Below are 15,929 nucleotides of genomic sequence, written 5' to 3' on the forward strand. Positions count from 1 at the left end.
CCGCCTTCGTAGCTCAGGGGATAGAGCACCGCTCTCCTAAAGCGGGTGTCGCAGGTTCGAATCCTGCCGGGGGCACCAGGCCAGACGGCCAAAGGCCCAGGTCACGGGGTATGAACTCCGGTCCTGGGCCTTCTTGTTGACACTCTGGCTACGCCCTCGGGCACTCTCGCTACACCCTCACTACCGGACCTGATCTCCTAAATGATCTCCGCGTTTCCCCAGGTGGGGCGCCGAGTTGGAGGAGAAGCAGATAGCAGACCGCCCCCGCGCGCCGAAGCGCGGGGGCGGCCCCAAGTGCCGAGTCGCCTCCGTGAGGGGGGCTCATCGAGAGCGGCCCGGCACGCCCAGGGTGCTGACTACATGTGTAACAGGCACGGGCCCTCATGGTCATCGCCCGTTCGGGTGAACACGTGTTCTATTACGGACCGTACCTGTAGCCCTGCGGCATATGCCAGAGCCGCAGGGCTGGGTATCAAAGCTGACTCACAGCTGCGGGCAGCCACCGTCGTGCCGGTAGCTGATCTCCACCCCGCGTCGGCTCCGCCAGAGGTGGGGCTGCCACAGCTCGTCGGGCCGCATGATGCTGAGGCAGTCCATGCACCAGACCGCCGGCCGTCCGATGCGGCGCCGGGCCTCTACGTGCGCGGCGCGCAGGGTCCCCACGGTGGAGCACGGCGCGCGCTGGCCGCAGGCCGCGCAGTAGAGGAGGTGGTCGTTCCAGTCGACGCACGTCGCTACGGACCGGAGGTGGGCCTCGTAACAGCGCTTGCAGGCATGCGGCCACCAGCCCCGTTCGTCGCCGCGTCCACCGCAGATGTCGACACCGTCGCCAGGGAGCAGTACCGCAGGGCACCACAGGCAGACAGCGCCTTGCCATTGCTGCACGGTGAGGGCGGGCCCGCGCTCGACGAGGGCGAGCAGCAGGGCCTCGGCGATGTCGGGCGCGCTCACCGGCGCCTCCGTGCGTGGTCTCGGCGCGCGGCTGCCCTGGCCGCACGAAGGTCTCGGCTCAGCTGGTGGGCCCCTCGACAGGGCTCCCCCTTCCATCCTGTGCCGCAGCGTGGGCAGGCGCGCAGGTGGTCCAGCAGCCTGAGGTACGCGCGCTCCGCACGGTCCTCCAGCGGGGACAGGTCGGCGGTCGTCATCAGCCCACCGTCCCGAGCGGCGTGGCCGTGGCAAGCAGCGTGCGCAGGTGCCGGGTGTCGCACAGGACCCCGGGGCGGGGCGGCAGGACCACCCAGCGGGAGAGCATGGTGGAGTGGCCTGGGCGCGGGACGCCGAGGTAGGTGCCGGTGGTCAGCCGTTCGTCCGGCCCGTCCCAGTCGGTGCAGGGTGCGATGAGCGCGTAGTACGGGCCCATGCTGCTGCGGAAGTCCCGGATCACCGGGCCGTCGACCCAGGCCCGCAGGCCCGTCGCCACGACGCCCGGCTCGTCGCTGCTCGCCGCGGCGTGGACGCGCTCGGCCGGGACGCGGATCGCGTCGAAACGGCGACCGAGTGGGAGGAGCGCTATGCCGTGCTTCTCCCACTCGGCCCACACTTTGCCCGGCCGCGGGTCTGCCTCTGCCAGCCACTGCGATACGGCTCTGAGGTTCCCATCCACGATGTGCCCCTGTCGTCGCTGATCAGGTGTGATGACGACGGTAGGGGCGAGGCTCAGGAGGCGAGGACCGGAATCCGGTCCCCTCCCTATGCCGCCAAAATGCCGACCTCCACAGCGAGGTCAGATGCCCGCCGACGGCGCTCAGCCTGCTTCGACTCCACCTCTTCGAGGATGATCCGGCGCGCGTAACCGTTGTAGGCGATCGTCTCCGGCGCCGAGCGGTAGGCCTTCTCCAGCGTGGCGATCGCGACATCGGGCTGCCCATCGAGCTGGAACCCGCGGGCCTCTTCGATCCGGTGCCGGGCCCGACGAGGACGGGACTTGATGACGGCCTCGTCCGCCTTCGCCGCCTGCCGGACGGACTCCCCGCCCTGATGCAGCTCCACAGCAACCGTCACGGCGTGCGCGCCCATGATGGCGCGGGAGAAGGACGTCACCGGGTGGTAGTAGTCGCGCGGCAGCTGCTTGGCCATCTTGTTGGCCTTGTCCCAATGCCGCCACGCGGTCCCCGTCTCCCGGCGCCTGGCCGCGGTGTACCCGAGCTCGAACTCCAGCGCTCCGGCGATCGCGAGGACATCGTGCGAAGCATCCGGAAGAAGCGGCGCCAGGAATCGGACCGCATCAGTGTTGACGGCGTCCGCCGCGTCGAAGTGGCGCGGACCGCTGTCGCGGTGAGCCTGGGCGAGGAGCCATGCCGCCACGCCGATTGCGTGTGGGTCCTCCGACTCCTGAGCAGCGGTCATGCCTCGCTCGGCCACACGCCACAACAGACTGGAGTCGGGCTGGTAGGCAGCGAAGAACTGGCACAGGCTGTACGTCTCGGCGAGCAGAGCCTGGGCGGCACGTCGGTCGACCGCGCTGTCCGCGTGCCGGACGAGGGCTTGGCCGTCGCGGATGAGGTCGGGTAGCAGGCGGCCGATGACCTCGCGGTGGTTGGGAGCCTGGTGGCGTGCAGTCCAGGCGGCGTGGAGGCGGGCCTCCAGGTGGGCTACCGGGGGCGGCTCGGTGTCGGAGGCCAAGGTGAGGGAGTCGACTGCGGCCTTGACGGCGGCGAGTCGGGGGTGGCCGGGGCCGATAAAGAGGTCCACGTGTGTATCGGAGCGGCCTGTCAGGTCGGCGAGGTCGCGTACTCGCAGGGCTTCGGCGAGCATCATCACCCGTTCAAGATCGGGGGCCTTCTGTTGCCCGTTCTCGATCTTCTTGAGGGTGTGCGGCGAGACCCCCACAAGATCGGCCAGCTGGGTCCGCGTCATACCGCGCCGCTCGCGAAGAATCTGCACACGTTGTCCGAAGCGCAGCGGGTCGGCGTAAGGGTCCGGGGTAGCATCAGGAGACATCAGGCCTTGCCCCTCTCTGTACAGCTCGTCACTGCCAGGGTATGGGGCAAGGCCATTCTCATGTGAGGCGTATCTCAAGCTGCCAACTGGCAGCGGCACCGCCTACGCTGGCAGGCATATCCCCCAACCCCAGCCCCCGGGCCGCCGCCGGCGCGGGCGCGGGCGCGCTGCACGCGCTGGCCGAAGGTGAGCTGAACCGGGTCTGTGTCGGTGCGTTCGGGCATACTGGTGCCTCCGTCCAGAACTCGACACTCAGAACGGTACGCCTAACGGCCCCCACCGGTACGGGGGCCGTTTTGCTGAAGCCCTGCGGGGGTGTACGACTGCTGGCTTCCGACGAAGGCCTGCCGCAGGCAGTGCACAAGTCGTAACGTGACGCTATGGAGCAGTGTCCGGTGTGCGGTGGCAACGAGATCGAGGTGTACGCGCAGGAAGACGGCACGTTCCTCTGTATGTGCAAGTGCGGCGCAGTATGGACGAAGTAGAGGCGGCCGACGGATGGCAGATCGATTCACTACGACGATGGCTGACCTTGCGCAGTTGCGCCGTGCCGTTCAGACCAATAACAGGGCGAACATGGTGGCTGTCCTGCGACGCATAGGGGAGCTATCCTGCCGCACCTGCGGCAGCGAAACGGGCGCCACGATCAGCACAGAACAGGGCATGGGCATTCAGGTGCTGTGCGGGAATGCTCCTTGTCTCGGGGCCCACACGGTCTTCACCGACTGAACCGGAAACGATCCAGACACGGCGAAGCGGCCCAGCCCTTCCGGAGGAAGGCGGGGCCGCGGCGGTTCAGACTCCGGTGCGGTTGTACTCGTCGACGCGGGCCGGCGGCGCCGGCGGCTCCATGCCGGTCTGCCGCATCTGCCCGCACAACTCGCTGACGTACCAGGAGAAGGCGCGCCCCAGGCTTTCGAGGCTGTCGATGCGCCGGCCCTGCTGCTCGATCCGGCGCTCCAGCCCGGCCCGGATCTCCTTGAACGCGGCCAGGCCGGCCGCACGTTGCTGAGGTTCGGCCGCGGCCTCGGCCGCCGCGCGCTGCGCCTCCGCGGTGGTTCGGGCCGCCGCCCGCGTGGCTCTGAACACCTCCAGGCACGCCTGCCGTTGGTCCGGGCTGTCGCCCACGTGGCCTCCGCCGTCGCTGCCGCCGCCACGCCCCGTGGCGGCCTCGCCGTGCTCAAGATCTCTGCTTGGAGGGGGCTTCTCAGCCCATGCCCACTGCCACGATCAACCGTCGCGCCCTGACCCGTACCCCTGCGGTACTCCTCGGCACACTGGCGGCGACCACGCCGTTCACCGCCGCCGCCGCTACCGCTGACGACGCCCACCCGGTCGTCGAGGTCGCCGACGACGCGTCCACGGTCGGCCAGGACGAGCAGGGCCTGTTCGAGCTGGAGGCCCCCGACGGGGCACAACGGCTCCGAGCACCAGCGGACCCACGTGTCGGTGAAGAAGGTGTACGTCGACGTCTCGAAGGCCGACCAGGCACGGCCGGCCCGACGTGACGCGGAGCCGGGAAGCGCGCGGGCGCTTCCCGGCCTGTCCCCTTTTCTTCACAGAGCGGTCTCGTTTCCTTGAACCTTCGCACCCGACTGTGCACCACCCCGGCCGTGTGGACCGCGCCGATCTGGCTCGGCATCATCGGCTTCTACTACTTCTACGCCCTGCACTTCGAGGACTCGTACGAGGAAGTCGTCACGGGCCCGCTGTGGGCGCCCGAGCAGGTCGAGCTGGCGCTCTCCTACTTCTACGTCTTCGCCTACGCGATCACCCTCGGCCTCGCCGTCTGGGAGGGCGGGCGGTTGCGGCGGGACGGGGTGTGGCAGCTCGCCCCGGGACGGTCCCGCTACCGGGTGGCCGCGCACACGCTGCTGCCCGTCGTCGCCGCCGGGTGGCTGATCCTCGTGCTGCCGGTGGTGATGCGGCTGATCGAGACCCGGCTCCTGCCCACCCCGGCCGCGCTCGCGCCGCTCGTCATGGCCCTGGGCATCGTCTGCGCGTACGCGGTTCTCGGATGTGCCGTCGGCCACGTCACTCCCCGGGTGATCTCCGCTCCGCTGTCCGCCGTCGCCGTGTTCTACGTCATCGTCGAGACCGTGAAGTACGACGATCCGGTCTGGCCGAGACATGTGTCAGGGCAGCCGGACACCTCGCTCGGGTTCGGTGAGGAGTACGGTGCAGGTGCTCATGTCCACCCACGACGTCGCCGACCTGGCCGAAGAGGCCGACCATTCACCGTCCTCACCGAAGGGACGATCACCTTCACCGGCGCGACCCGGGACTTCCTCGCCCACGCACCCGCCGAAGCACCCGAGGGGCGCCGCGCCGAAGCCGCGTACACCGCCGTGTCCACCCCGTGGGCGGTCTCCGGCTAGCGTGGTCATCGGCCCCTCGGCCGGGCGGTGCAGCGGCCCCGCTCCCCGAGCCTGTTGCGCGTGATCCACTGCGCGGGGTGGGATGGCCGCATGACCCCTCCGACTCTGTACTTGTTCGGCTCGGCCGCGCCACCCCTCTTCGACGTGGCGAAGGTGATCGAGGCGGCGCAGGCCGACGGGTGGGACGTGTGTCTCGGGCTCACGCCTGCCGCGGCGCGGTGGCTGCACGAGAGCCTTGACGGGCTCGCCGTGCTGACCGGGCATCCGGTGCGCAGTGAGTACAAGTTCCCCGGGGAAGCGGACGTCTGGCCCGCAGCGGACGCGATCCTCTTCGCACCCGCTACGTTCAACAGTCTCAACGCGTGGGCGCTGGGGCTCACCCACGACTTCGTGATCGGTGTCGTGGCCGAAGCCATCGGCAAGGGGATCCCGATCGTCACGATGCCGTGTTTCAACGGCGCGTACGCTCGGCATCGGCAACTGGAGCGGAGCGTCACGGAGTTGCGTGAGCAAGGCGTCACCGTGTTGTACGGCGACGGCGGGTTCGTGCCCGGGCCACCTGGCTCGGGCGAACCCGTGGACTACCCGTGGGACGCCGCGCTGACCGCCGTGCGACAGAGCCTCGCGGGGCCCGTGTGAGCGGGGCCGACGAGGAGCCGTGGCGTCGGCTGGGCGTGGACGTGCTGGACGCGGGCGCCTCGTACCCCCTCGTCCTCGCGGGCGGAAGCGCCGTGCGGGCGCACGGGCTCGTCGAGCACCCCGGCGCGGCGCTCGACTTCGCCACCGAGAGCCCCGAAGGGATGGCCGGCGTCGTCGCCCTGGTGTGTACGGGGCTCACGGAGCGGGGATGGCGGGTGCGGGCCGGGGAGACGGAGCCGCTGGCCGCGCGGGTGACCGCCGCCGACCCGGGCGGCGGGGGCGCGTACGAGGTCCACGTACGCAAGGAAGTGCTGTGGCGGCCCCCCGTCCCGACCGCGTACGGCCTCGCCCTCTCCCTTGAGGACGCGGTCGGCATCCGTGTCCGCGCCCTCGCCGACCGCGGCCTCGCCCGCGACCTCGTCGACGTCCGGGCGGCCGCGGACCGCTGGAGCCGCGTCGAGCTGGAGGAACTCGGCCGTCGTCACGCCCCGGACGCCTTCGACCTCACCGACCTGCTCGCTCGCCTGGCGGGCGCGGAGTGGATCGACGACGGGGAGTTCGGCCGCTGCGGACTCGACGGTCAGGCCGTCGACGGGCTCCGTCGCTGGGCCCAGGAATGGGCGGACGACATCGCCGAGCGGCTCCAGGAGCTGGCCGCTCCGGAGGACGCGTGAGAGGGGCGGGCCCGGCAGGGCGGTGGTCATCGGCCTGGTCATCGGTCTGGCCGGCGTGGTGGTCGGCGGGCTGCTCGGTGCCGTCGGGAGCTGTGTGACGACGCGGACCGGGCTGCTGAGGCAGTGAAAGCACGCGTACGACGTGACGCTCCGCGACCGGCCAGCGCCTCGCGAACGCGCTTCCGCATGGCCGCCTTGTTCGAGGGGACTCGGGCCGGTCCGGGGGAGGCCGACGACTCCCCCGTGGCGGCCGGGGACTCCGAGGTGATCCGGCGTTTGGGCCGGCGAGCCGCCGTGGGAGCGGGCCGGGCGGGCCGAGGCTCCCGGGGGTCGCGCCGCCCAGGGCGCGGCTCAGGTGACCAGGGGCGCGGGCCGGGTCCTTTCGGGGGCCGGGGCCGGGTAGCGGGCCGGGGCCGCGTTCTCCTTGGTGAGGGCCGCGGCGATGTGGTGGGCGCCGAGCGGGTCCGCCGGGAGGACGTGGGAGGCGAACCAGCGGGCGGCCGTCGGGTCCGGGGACGGGTCGACGAACTCCGGGCCCGCGTAGTCGTCGAGCGGCGGGTCGTAGATGTAGCCGCACACCACGCCCCGCCGGACGAGGCGGTCGACGAGCGCGTCGCGGTCGCGGACCACGAGGGGGACCCGGAAGAGCGCCGGAGGGCCGTCGTCCGTGGCGCGGGCGCGCAGTTCCGGGGTCGCCCAGACCGTGCCCGACAGCTCCGCGACCCCGGCCCTGCGCCGGGTGAGGTCGGCGTCGAGCCCGGCCATGCGCAGCGTCAACTGGCCCCGTACGAGGGCGCCGTGGCGGGCCCGGTAGCCGTGCAGGTCCACGCGGACCCACGGCTCGTACGCGGACAGGTTCGGGGCCCGGTGCGCGCAGCCGGAGAGGCGGGGCGCGTGCAGGGGCATGCGGAAGGAGTCGCGTTCGAGGAGGCCGAGGCGCTGGAGGGTGCGCCACACCGGGCGCACCAGGTGCAGTCCGCGTACGGCGGAACGCGCGAGGGGACGTACGGTCGTGTACACGTCCTCGCGCAGACGGCCGGGGACCAGCAGCTCGTCGCGTAGCACCTCGAGATCGCGGCGGGTGCGCGCGTCCTCGACGGCGAGGAAGCCGCCCGCCATCCCCGCCACGTGCTTGGACAGGCTGAAGGCGGCCGCCGTGCCGAACGTGCCGACCGGCCGGCCGTCCACGTGCGTGCCGATCGCGTGGGCCGCGTCCTCGAAGAGCGGGATGCCCAGTTGGTCGCAGCGCGCCTTGAGTTCGGTGACGCGGTCCGGCATGCCGTAGAGGTTCGTGGTGAGGACCGCGTCGACGGAAGCCCAGGTGGCGTCCGGTACGGCGGCCGGGTCGATGTTCCCCGTCCAGGGGGACACCGGGGCCTGCACCGGACGCAGGCCCGCCGCGAGGACGACGAAGAGGATCACGTCGTCGTTCACCGGCGACATCAGCACCCGGGCGCCGGGCCTGCACCAGCGCCGCAGCGCGAGGTAGAGGGCCAGGCGTGCCGAGGGCGTGTAGACGCATTCGCGTCCCAGACGCCGCGTCATCGTCGCGGCGAGCCGTGAGCCGTACGGCATCGTCACCTCTTTCGTCGAGGAGCCTGTTGTGGGGTGCGCCGGGGATCGCGCTGGGGGCTCGTCCGGGAGCCCGGCGCGCCCGTGCGCAGGGAGCCCGCCGTCTTCAGGAGGCGGTCCGCGGGGTCCCTGAGCCGGGGGTGGGCCAGGACCGTGTTGCGCAGCCCGCGCACGGGTCTGCGCCACAGGCGGTACGCCGCCGCCACCGGGTGCGGGCGGGTCGCGAAGCCCTCGCCGACGCGCAGTTCGCGGGTCTTGAGCCAGTCCTTGTACTCCTTGTCGCCGCGCCCCAGGTCCATGAGCCGCACCCCGTCCCTGCGCGCCGCATCGGCCAGGCGCAGATGCATGAGCAGGCCGGGCGAGTAGTAGCGGTAGTCGGGGTCGTACGCGGTGAACCAGCAGGCGAAGACCGTGCGCGAGCGGGGCCCGAAGTGCGCGGCCACCGGGCGGTCACCCGCGTACAGGACGGAGAGGACGCCGGTGAAGTGCTCGTCCCTGACCTGGGAGAAGTGGGTCACCAGGTCGACGATCCAGGGCCGCGCGAAGCGGTCCATGCGGCCGGTCCTGCGGTACTGGGCGGACTTCCAGCGCATGAGCTGGCGCAGCGGCCCGGGGTCGCGCTCGTCGAAGACGAAGCGCGTCTCGCCGGCGTCACGCCCGAGGCGGCGCTCCTTCTTCAGGGTCGTCTTGGCGATGCTCGGGTACGTGCCGCGCAGCCACTCGGCGTAGCCGGCGTCGTCGTCGCCGTCCTTCAGGTCGATCACGGGTGAGTCGAACATGCCCGTGACGTACCGTCCGAAGGGCTTCTGCTCCTCCACCAGGTGGTCGAACTCGAAGGCGGAGAGCCGGCAGGCGCGCAGCAGCTCCTGGGCGTTCCAGGTGACTCCGGGGCGGTGCACGAGGGCCTGGCAGTCGGAGAGTCCGAGGCCCACGGCCCGGCCCACGCCGACGGCGTTGCGCTCGTACGGGAAGAAGCCGACGGGCTCGCCCGCATCGCGCAAAACCGCCACCCGCGCCCCGCCCCGGTACCTGCCGATGCCCGCCGCGAACTGCGGGGCCAGGAAGGGGTTGGCGTAGTCGGGCGACGCGTCCATGGCCCGGTGCCAGGCCGCGCGCAGGGGGTCGCTCAGCTTCTCGGGTCTGTGGATCTCTATGTCCACGTCGGATCAACTGCCCTTCTGCGCCGGGGCGGCCTCGCGGGCGATGCGGTGGGGGCGTGGGTGCGGCCGCGCGGGTGCGGCACCGCGGATGCGGCACCGCGGGGCGCGGGCGGCGGCACGCCGGACCCGGCGGCCCTGGTCCCCGGGGCGCGCGGAACGTTCCTGACGGATCGCACGGGCGACCCCTCCCCCCAAATCCCCCATGGCGCTGTACGCGTCATGCCCCTGCGGCGGACGGCCCTCCGGCCGTTCCGGCGCGGCTCAAACCTGGCGAAGCAGTACGCACCCTGTCAAGGGTGCCTGCCGTGCGGTTACGGGTCGCGCGGGTCCGGCGCGGGGCTCGCGCCCGGCGCGCCCAGGGCGTTCAGGAGGGCCGCGCCGCGCTCCGCGTCGTCCACCGACACCGCGAAGGACTTCCCCTTGGCCCGTACGACCAGGCACTCCCCGGCGCGGAGCATCACCGTCGTGCCGAGGCCGCTCAGGCGGTAGCCCCAGCCGCCGACCTGCCCTGGCGTGCGGTGTTCGGCGTACGCGGTCTCGACGGCCTCCGGGGCCCAGCGGCGGACCGGCCAGCCGAGCGGGCCGAACGCGACGCGCAGGCCGTCCTCGGTCACGGCCGCCTGGACCGAGGCGCAGGCCAGGCAGGCCACGGCGGCCAGGGCGAGGGGCGCGGCGATGGACCACAGCGGGGCGGTGAGCCCGGCGACCGTCACCACGGCCGCGGCCACCGCCGCCACGCCGAAGACCGCGGCGAGGGCGTGCATCCAGGGGCTCGACGTACGGGACAGCCAGGAGACGCGCTCCCCGGGCGCGAGGTCGGCGCGCGGGGCGGCCCCCGGCGGCGGGGCGGCCGGGAGCCTGCGGCGGGCGAGCAGGATGCCCAGGCCCGCGGCCGCCACGGCGGCCACCGCCACGGCCACGCCCCACGCGGGCGCGGATTCCGCGTCGTGCCAGTCCGTGCGGTCCACGTTGGCCCGGACGATCGAGGCCTGGGCGCCGACGAGGGCCACGCCGGCGGACAGCAGCAGAGGCGCGCGCCAGCCGTTCGCGCGACGGCCCGCGAGCAGGGCGCCCCCGGCGACCGCCGTCCAGATCAGCGCGGGGAACACCGTCGCCGCCCACAGCGGCATCGAGCCGTCGGGGCGCGCGGAGCCCGCGCTCCAGTGCGTGGCCAGGCGGTCGGGGAGCCGGTGGGCCGCCGCGAGCGGCAGCGCGAGGAGCAGCAGCAAGGGCACGGCACTCACGCCCAGTACGCCCCACCACCGCTGCCCGCTCCACCGGTTCGCCCCGACACCACTCATGGCTCCCCCTCCGCTCGGTACGGCAAGATCGCTTCCACCGTAACGTCCCGTTTTCCGGTCCGTCCGGCGTGCGAGACGGCGAAGGGCCGGGCGGTGGGGAACGGTTGGCTCGGCGCGGCGTCGGGCCGGCGGGCGGGGCGGGCCGTCAGGAGCGGACCGCCCCACCGGACGGCTTTCGTCCGATTGTTGCCAACACGCCCTGACCTGCGCCTTGTTACGAAGAGCTGACAGCTTGCCGGTCAACCCCGCGCAGGTTTTTCACTTCTCTTGCAGCATGGGCACACACACGGCGCGCAGCGCCAAGGACCGGCGGCGGCGCCGGCTCGTCGACTATCCGCGGCGCGGTCGGCGGGGGGTGCGCCGCTGGCTGCCCTCCTGGCGGCAGTGGCTCAGTGTCTTCGGGCTTTGCGGCGGCTGCATCGGCGGGCTCTTCACCTACGTCTACGCGGCCGTCGACATACCCGACGAGAACGCGGCGGCGCAGCAGGAGGCCAACGTGTACTACTGGGCCGACGGCACGCAGATGGTCAGCACCGGGGACGTCAACCGGCAGAACATCCCGCTCGACGAGGTGCCCGAGGCGGTGCGCGACGCCGTCATCGCAGCGGAGAACGCCAGCTTCTACAGCGACTCGGGCGTCTCCCCCAAGGGCCTGCTGCGGGCCGTGGCGAGCATGGCGAGCGGCGGGGACACCCAGGGCGGCTCCACCATCACGCAGCAGTACGTGAAGAACACCTACCTCTCGCAGGACCAGACGGTGACGCGCAAGGTCAGGGAGTTCGTCATCTCCCTGAAGGTGGACCGGAGCAAGAGCAAGGACGAGATCCTCCAGGGGTACTTGAACAGCAGCTGGTTCGGGCGCGGCGCGTACGGCATCGAGGCGGCGGCCCACGCCTACTACGGCATCCCCGCCCGCAAGCTGAACCCCAGCCAGGGCGCCTTCCTCGCCGCCCTCCTGAAGGGCGCCGAGCTGTACGACCCGGCGGTGAGCCCTGCCCACCACCGCCGGGCGAAGGCGCGCTGGGCCTGGATCCTGGACCGGCAGGTGGAGGTCGGGCGGATGGACAAGGCCGAGCGCGCGCGGTACCGCAGCTTCCCCGAGCCGCTCGCGCGGTCGCGCTCCACCAGCCTCGACGCCCACTCCGGGCAGGCCGGCTATCTCGTCGACATCGCCAACAAATACCTCCGCCAGCGCACCGGCCTCACCGACAAGGACCTGGCCCGCGGCGGCTACCGCATCCACACCACCTTCGACGAGCGCCGGGTGCGCCGCCTCGCCGCGGCGGCGCGGGGCGTGGCCCGGCGCGACCTCGACCCCGCGAAGCGCAAGCAGGACCGGGGCGTCGAGATCGGCGCGGCCTCCGTGCGGACCGCGGACGGGGCCGTGCTCGCCCTGTACGGCGGGGCCGACGCCACCCGGCACTTCAGCAACAACGCCGACACCACCGGCGTCCCCGCGGGCTCGGCCTTCAAGCCGTTCGTACTCGCCGCCGCCCTCCAGGACGGCGTCGACACCGACAAGCTCCCCACCGGGATGACCCCGCGCCAGGCCCTGATCGAGGGCGGCCACGCCACCTTCCTGCACCTGGGCAAGCAGGTCGGCCGGCACCGGACGCGGGCCGTCGCCGTGGACTCCGGGATGCTGCCCGCCAGCATGGGCCCGAAGGAGGACATGTTCCCCATCGGCACCTCCACGCCGAGCGCCATCCGGCTCGCGGGCGCGTACGGCACGTTCGCGCGCGGCGGCCTCCAGCACGACCCGTACTCGGTGACCTCCGTGACGAAGGACGGCGAGAAGATCGAGGGCCTGGAGCGGCCGCCCACCCGGCGGGCCCTGGACTCCCGGGTCGCCGGGCAGGTCACCGGCGCGCTGCGCGGGGTGGCCGCCGACAGCCTGGGCCGGGTCTCCAGCACCCGTGGCCGGCCGGTCGCGGCGGGCCGCACCACCGACCGGGACCGCCTGAAGTCCGCCTGGTTCGCCGGGTACACGCCCGAGGTGTCCACGGCCGTGACGCTGTTCCGGATGCGCAAGGACGACCCGCTGCTCCAGCCCCTGTCCGGCGTCGGCGGCAAGGGTTCCCGGTACGGGAACGCCCTGGTCGAGCGCGTCTGGACGGACGCCCTTCGCGGCGTTGACCTTGCCCCTGGGGCAGGGTCCAAGGTCGGTGGGGCCGGGGCACCCGCCTCGGCCACCCCCTGACCCACCCACGGTCACCGAGGATGCCCTCATGAAGAGCGCGGACAGGATGGACAGCGTCGACCGGCCCACCGGACTGCTGAGCATCGGTGCCTTCGCCCGCCGCACCCGGCTCTCGGCGAAGGCCCTGCGGCTCTACGACCGGCAGGGCCTGCTCCCTCCCGCGTACGTGGACGGGACGACCGGCTACCGCTACTACCTGCCCGAGCAGGTCGAGCGGGCCCGGACCGTCGCGCTCCTGCGGCGCCTCGACATGCCGCTCGCGGACATCGCGGCGGTGGTCGCGCTCGGCGGCGAGGGAGCGGCGGCGGCGCTCGACGGCTACTGGGCGCGAGCCGAGGAGCGGCACGCCGCCCAGCGCACCCTGGTGGGCTACCTCCGCGGCCGTCTGTCCGGAAGGAGTACCGCGTTGGACGGAACGTTCGATGTCAAGATCGTCGAGGTGCCGGAGACCCCCGTCGTCAGCGAGACACGGCACCTGGTCAGCGACGAGCTGCCGGTGTGGATCGGCACGTCCCTCGGCCGCCTGGAGCGGGCCGCCGACGAGGCGTGCGGCGGGATCACCGGAGCCCCGTTCGTGATCTACCACTCCGACGTCACCGAGGAGAGCGACGGCCCCGCCGAGGCGTGCGTGCCCGTCGCCGACCTGGACGCGGCGCGCGCCTGGGTCAGGGAACGGGGGCGGGCCCAGGGCCTCACCGCCCGGGTGGAGCCGGCGTACCGGATGGCATACGTCCGGATCACCAAGGCGCAGGTGGTCTACCCGCAGATCATCGCCGCGTTCGACGCCGTGGAGGAGTGGATCGCCCGGGAGGGCCTGGCCGTCGCCGGGCCGTGCCGCGAGGTCTACTTCGTCGCCGACTGGGACGCGGCGGGACCCGGGGACGAGGTGTGCGACGTGGCGTTCCCGGTGCGCTGACCGCGCCCCCGTACACCGCGGTCCAGCCCCGTGAGTAAACACACATCTGCAAACATCTGGCCCTCCGGCACGGGCCCGCGGGGCCCCGGAAAAGCGCGGGCGGAGCGGCCCCCGGGGCCCTGACGTGGCCGTACTGCGACCCGCCGCGATCGGTCGCATACTGGCGGATACCTGGGCTCGGGGTCGCTGTCTGCCAACCAATCCGCAGCGGTTAGCGTCTACTCCGAAGGAGTTGACCCCGCCAGCCGAACGGATCGCCGCCCGTGGCCTCTGCCGAACTGTCTCCGCCGACACTCTCCCGAACCCATCAGGGGAGTGACATGAGGGAGCCCTGGTACTGGCGCTACCGCTTGCCGCTGATGATCACGCTGGGTCTACTGCCGCTCTACGCGCTGTGGTGGACGGTCTTCGCGACGGGCGGCGGCGACCTCGCGGCCCAGCAGGCCTGGGCCGGCTTCGTCAGACGGTACCCGGGCTCCGCGTACGGCCTCTTCTGGTACGGCGGGGTGCACACCGCCAACTACAGCGTGATCTCGCCGTACCTCATGGCGGCCTTCGGCGTGCGCACCGTGGCGATGGCCTCGGGCCTGGCCTCGACCTGGATGGCCGTCGCCCTCATCACGCGCGTCGGCATACGCAAGCCCCTGTGGCCGTCGATCATCGTCGGCTTCTCCCTGTGGTGCCAGGTGGTGTGCGGGCGCGCCACCTTCATGCTCGGCGTGGCCTTCGGCGTGGGAGCCGTCCTCGCCGCCTCCGGCAAGGTCGGGCGCGGCCGGCTCGCGGCCGCCGTGGCCTGCGCGGCGCTCGCGGCCATGGGCAGCCCGGTGGCGGGCCTGTTCATCGTCGTGGTGGGCGCCGCCTACCTGCTGTCGCGTGAGTGGGGCAAGGCGCTCGCGCTCATCCTGCCGCCGTTCGCCGTCGTCGGCCTCACGACCTGGCTGTTCCCCTTCGAGGGCGAGCAGCCGATGGCGTTCGTCCGGATCTTCCCGCCGGTGCTGCTCTGCCTGGTCGTCATCCTGGCCGCGCCGCCCGCCTGGCGGCTGCTGAAGCTCGGTGCCGCCGTGTACGCGGTCGGCGTCGTGCTCACCTGGATCATCCCCACGCCGATCGGCACGAACGTCGAGCGGCTCGCGGAACTCGCGGCCCCGGCCATAGTGCTCGCCGCCGTGCTGAACCGCGACTTCCCCCGCGTACGGCTGCTCAAGCCCGACGGCAAGCCCGCCCTGATCTGGCGGCACGCCCTGCTCATCAGCGCCGTCGCCCTGTCCCTCATCTGGGTGTCGATCAAGACGACCTCCGACATAGTCGCGTACACGAAGGTGCCCACCTGGGCGGTGGAGACCGACGGCGTCGTCAAGGAACTCAAGCGGCTCGGTGCCGACCGCACCCGCGTCGAGGTCGTCCCGGCCCGCGACCACCGCGAGGCCGCCGTCCTGTCGCCGTACATCAACATGGCGCGCGGCTGGAACCGCCAGGCGGACGTCGAGCGCGGCCGCCTCTTCTACGAGGGCCGCCCGGTCTCCGAGGTGAAGGAGGGCGCCTTCACCTCCGCCTCCTACCGCCAGTGGCTGAACCAGTGGGCCGTCGGCTTCGTGGTGCTCTACAAGGGCGACAGCGTGCCGGACGGCGCGGCCGAGCGCGAGCACAACCTCGTGACCAGCGGGCCCAGCTACCTCAAGGAGGTCTGGCACGACGACAACTGGCGGATCTACCGGGTCAAGGACCCGGTGCCGCTCGTCGACAAGCCGGGCTCCCTGATCACCGCCGACGGCGCCAACATGACCGTACGGATGTCGAAGCCCGGCTCCGTCATCGTCCGCGTCGCCTACTCGCCGTGGCTGTGGGCCGAGGGCGCCTGCCTGCGCAAGGACGGCGACTTCACGCGCCTGACCGTCACCAAGCCCGGTGACGTGCGCATCGGCTCGAACTACGCCGGCCCCTCGGGCCCGCAGCCGCGGTGCGCGCCCGAGAACGACAAGGACTGACCGGGAGCACGGCGAAGGGGGGTGGGGGGGGGGGGGGGGGGGGGGGGGGGGGGGACACCCCCCCCCCCCCCGCGGCCCCGGCCGCCAAGCCGTCCCCGCGCGCGAAGCCGCTGCCGGAGGCGCTGCGGGAGGGCGCCAAGGTCAACCTCTTCGACGGGCAGACG

15 protein-coding genes and 1 tRNA gene are annotated in these 15,929 nt (G+C 72.5%); 9 read left to right on the forward strand and 7 right to left on the reverse strand.

From position 1 onward, the window contains the following. Nucleotides 1-2 precede the first annotated feature (2 nt). Nucleotides 3-78: transfer RNA gene (locus AC07GB_RS38180), tRNA-Arg, on the forward strand. A 405-nt stretch (nucleotides 79-483) separates the two neighbouring features. On the opposite strand, the gene AC07GB_RS38185 is transcribed toward AC07GB_RS38180, so the two are convergent. The 3 genes from AC07GB_RS38185 to AC07GB_RS38195 all read right to left on the reverse strand — a co-directional run bounded on the left by AC07GB_RS38185 (nucleotide 484) and on the right by AC07GB_RS38195 (nucleotide 2,940). Further along, a complete protein-coding gene (locus AC07GB_RS38185; RefSeq protein ID WP_478853881.1) occupies nucleotides 484-951 on the reverse strand; it encodes a hypothetical protein in 468 nt (155 codons plus the stop codon). A gap of 193 nt (nucleotides 952-1,144) precedes the next feature. After that, the gene (locus AC07GB_RS38190; RefSeq protein WP_478853883.1) at nucleotides 1,145-1,603 is read right to left on the reverse strand and encodes a hypothetical protein; all 459 of its coding nucleotides are present in this window, start codon (nucleotides 1,601-1,603) and stop codon (nucleotides 1,145-1,147) included. Nucleotides 1,604-1,689: 86 nt separating this feature from the next. After that, the gene (locus AC07GB_RS38195) at nucleotides 1,690-2,940 is read right to left on the reverse strand and encodes a helix-turn-helix domain-containing protein (RefSeq protein WP_478853885.1); all 1,251 of its coding nucleotides are present in this window, start codon (nucleotides 2,938-2,940) and stop codon (nucleotides 1,690-1,692) included. A gap of 522 nt (nucleotides 2,941-3,462) precedes the next feature. Here AC07GB_RS38195 and AC07GB_RS38200 point away from each other — a divergent pair. After that, entirely contained in the window at nucleotides 3,463-3,669 is a 207-nt protein-coding gene (locus AC07GB_RS38200; protein ID WP_478853887.1) for a hypothetical protein, read from the forward strand. 66 nt (nucleotides 3,670-3,735) lie between these two features. Here AC07GB_RS38200 and AC07GB_RS38205 read toward each other — a convergent pair whose 3' ends face one another. Further along, nucleotides 3,736-4,068: a hypothetical protein gene (locus AC07GB_RS38205; RefSeq protein ID WP_478853889.1), complete on the reverse strand. Its 333-nt coding sequence runs from the start codon at nucleotides 4,066-4,068 to the stop codon at nucleotides 3,736-3,738. A gap of 86 nt (nucleotides 4,069-4,154) precedes the next feature. Between AC07GB_RS38205 and AC07GB_RS38210 the strand changes: the two genes are divergently transcribed. The 4 genes from AC07GB_RS38210 (at nucleotide 4,155) to AC07GB_RS38225 (ending at nucleotide 6,631) form a co-directional block, all read left to right on the forward strand. Continuing rightward, nucleotides 4,155-4,448, forward strand: a complete 294-nt coding sequence (locus tag AC07GB_RS38210) for a hypothetical protein (RefSeq protein ID WP_478853891.1) — start codon at nucleotides 4,155-4,157, stop codon at nucleotides 4,446-4,448. Nucleotides 4,449-4,517: 69 nt separating this feature from the next. Further along, the gene (locus AC07GB_RS38215; RefSeq protein WP_478853893.1) at nucleotides 4,518-5,318 is read left to right on the forward strand and encodes a hypothetical protein; all 801 of its coding nucleotides are present in this window, start codon (nucleotides 4,518-4,520) and stop codon (nucleotides 5,316-5,318) included. 90 nt (nucleotides 5,319-5,408) lie between these two features. Continuing rightward, nucleotides 5,409-5,957, forward strand: a complete 549-nt coding sequence (locus tag AC07GB_RS38220) for a flavoprotein (RefSeq protein ID WP_478853895.1) — start codon at nucleotides 5,409-5,411, stop codon at nucleotides 5,955-5,957. Further along, nucleotides 5,954-6,631 (forward strand): nucleotidyl transferase AbiEii/AbiGii toxin family protein, encoded by a 678-nt coding sequence (locus AC07GB_RS38225; protein ID WP_478853897.1) that lies wholly within the window; start codon nucleotides 5,954-5,956, stop codon nucleotides 6,629-6,631. Before AC07GB_RS38220 ends, AC07GB_RS38225 begins: the two co-directional genes overlap by 4 nt. Before the next feature lie 351 nt (nucleotides 6,632-6,982). Here the strand turns inward: AC07GB_RS38225 and AC07GB_RS38230 are convergent, their stop codons facing one another. The 3 genes from AC07GB_RS38230 to AC07GB_RS38240 form a co-directional block, all read right to left on the reverse strand. After that, entirely contained in the window at nucleotides 6,983-8,206 is a 1,224-nt protein-coding gene (locus AC07GB_RS38230) for a DegT/DnrJ/EryC1/StrS family aminotransferase (RefSeq protein ID WP_478853899.1), read from the reverse strand. Between the two features lie 2 nt (nucleotides 8,207-8,208). Beyond that, the gene (locus AC07GB_RS38235; RefSeq protein ID WP_478853901.1) at nucleotides 8,209-9,363 is read right to left on the reverse strand and encodes a GNAT family N-acetyltransferase; all 1,155 of its coding nucleotides are present in this window, start codon (nucleotides 9,361-9,363) and stop codon (nucleotides 8,209-8,211) included. Between the two features lie 311 nt (nucleotides 9,364-9,674). Beyond that, nucleotides 9,675-10,664, reverse strand: coding sequence for a DUF1648 domain-containing protein (locus AC07GB_RS38240; protein ID WP_478853903.1), 990 nt, complete (start codon nucleotides 10,662-10,664; stop codon nucleotides 9,675-9,677). Nucleotides 10,665-10,938: 274 nt separating this feature from the next. On the opposite strand from AC07GB_RS38240, the gene AC07GB_RS38245 reads away from it, so the two are divergent. The 3 genes from AC07GB_RS38245 (at nucleotide 10,939) to AC07GB_RS38255 (ending at nucleotide 15,765) form a co-directional block, all read left to right on the forward strand. Beyond that, nucleotides 10,939-12,864, forward strand: coding sequence for a transglycosylase domain-containing protein (locus tag AC07GB_RS38245; RefSeq protein WP_478853905.1), 1,926 nt, complete (start codon nucleotides 10,939-10,941; stop codon nucleotides 12,862-12,864). Nucleotides 12,865-12,892: 28 nt separating this feature from the next. Continuing rightward, complete coding sequence (locus AC07GB_RS38250) at nucleotides 12,893-13,780, forward strand: MerR family transcriptional regulator (protein WP_478853907.1); 888 nt, start codon at nucleotides 12,893-12,895, stop codon at nucleotides 13,778-13,780. A gap of 320 nt (nucleotides 13,781-14,100) precedes the next feature. Beyond that, on the forward strand, nucleotides 14,101-15,765 hold the full coding sequence (locus AC07GB_RS38255) for a hypothetical protein (RefSeq protein WP_478853909.1): 1,665 nt from the start codon (nucleotides 14,101-14,103) through the stop codon (nucleotides 15,763-15,765). Nucleotides 15,766-15,929 lie beyond the last annotated feature (164 nt).

The sequence above is a fragment of the Streptomyces sp. NPDC045778 genome (genome assembly GCF_056431945.1).